1 protein-coding gene and 1 pseudogene are annotated in these 1,830 nt (G+C 34.9%); both read right to left on the minus strand.

All coding sequences use genetic code 11. The features are described from left to right. The coding region (locus V7147_RS23120; RefSeq protein WP_335370153.1) for an MFS transporter at positions 1 to 1,062 on the minus strand (1,062 nt) is incomplete at its 3' end. A gap of 487 nt (positions 1,063 to 1,549) precedes the next feature. Next, positions 1,550 to 1,830 (minus strand): annotated as a pseudogene (locus tag V7147_RS23125) (hypothetical protein); the annotation flags it as partial.

A 1,830-nucleotide genomic window follows, 5' to 3' on the forward strand; every position in this document is an offset into this window, starting at 1 on the left:
AAGACCGACTGACCCAATAGCTAGACCAGAATCTATAAAAATAAGGAGCATAGAATTGGCAGTTGCTTTTTTCTCAGGTGGAACAAGAGTTAAAGCCCAAGCTTGGATAATTGGATGGATTATCGCAAATGCGATTCCGAATAATACCCCTGAAACCCAAACCATCCATATAGTCGTAGAAAAGCCTAATAAGATCAAACCTCCAGCCCCTGAAATAGCGGCAGGAATAATAAGAATTCTGTGACCGAATCTGTCGAAAATTTTACCAGAGAAAGATCGAACTAATACCATTGCAATCCCTTGTGCGATAAAAAACTGCGATATTTTTCCGCCAACATGAATCACTTTTCCAAACGCCCCCATAAAGTTGACTGTCCCTGCAATTGTAATATAATTTAATGCTACTAGAATACATGGAAGAAGGACACGCTTATCGAACATGTACTTATAGAATGGTTCTTTGTTTGGCGCCTCTGGACTTTCCTTTTCTTCTATAACCGTATTTTTTGTGAAAAAACTGCAAACAAATGAAAAGGCCATAAGTCCGAGAGTTAACATCATCATTGAACGGAATGAATACTTTGCCAGATATGCAATTGCGATTAGTGGCCCCATTGTTGTCCCAACGCTTGTAGACATTGCGAAAAAAACAATACCCTCACCTAACCGAGATTTAGGAACAATATTACTTGACATGGTAAAGACTAAAATCGTTAGCATACTAAATCCAATCCCTTGTAGTGCTCGAATGAATATTAAAAATCCGATAGAGTCGTTTACGAAAGTAAGACCGATTGTTCCCAAAAAATAAAGGAGGGAAATAATAAGCAGCAATTTCATATTAACTTTTTGGATAATGACACTTGCAAAGAAGCGCGTAATTAGTGATGCTACCATTAAAGTTGTGGTCATGATTCCTGCTATCGCAGGATTATCACTAATGGTTGATACAAAGATTGGGAAACCGGCTGTAATCATATAAAACGAAGCGAACATTACTAAAGACAACAAAATAATAATTACATATTGGTTTGTCCATAGCTTACCCTTTTTTTTACCCATGACATGAGACCGCCTTTCAAGGCTAATTCTAATTATGGTGATGATTTATTAGTGAAGATTGTTTTTTATTGAAGACAAGTTTATTCTTCACTTTATTTTTGAAAAATATTTAGAGGTGTATTCCCTATTTCATAAACCTACCACTTAGTCTGTTGAAAAGGTTGACATGCAAACATACTCGTTTAGATTTGAATGATAATAAAAGCTCCAAATTGGAAGCATGTGAGTCGATTTAGGTTAATATCCCTCTCCCACAAAAAAAAATCACAGTTACCCACCTGTGATTTTCCCTATTTACTATTAACCCATGCGCTAGCTTGCTGTATTACATCTTAATGTTGATTTTCTTTAATTATAAAGGGGAACTCTTTTTATCAAGTCGTACTTAATTTAGCTAAGTTACTTCTCGCGGTATTTTCCATCCCTAATTGCCTTTCTAAACTTTCCATCATCTTTAATCGCAATTGCTTCTTCAACATTTATTCCTTTAATGGGAGTAATATTTTGTTCCTTTATTATATTTGTTAGAGAAATTACCAGTGTAAGTGCCTTCCAAATCGGAATACTTTGTCACTTCTCCAATTTCCTCATTAATTTCATTTACATAATCATCACTTACTTGATAAATATAATCATCCCAAACTACAAAATAATAAGCCCAGTCTGCGGGTGATTTATTTTCTGAACAACTTGAAATGGTCATTAAGATGAACGAAAACAATACAGCTATATTAAAGATTTTTCTTTTCAAATGAGTTCTTCCTATCT

Source organism: Bacillus sp. JJ1521, from assembly GCF_036965165.1.
Taxonomy (GTDB): Bacteria; Bacillota; Bacilli; order Bacillales; family Bacillaceae_L; genus Ferdinandcohnia.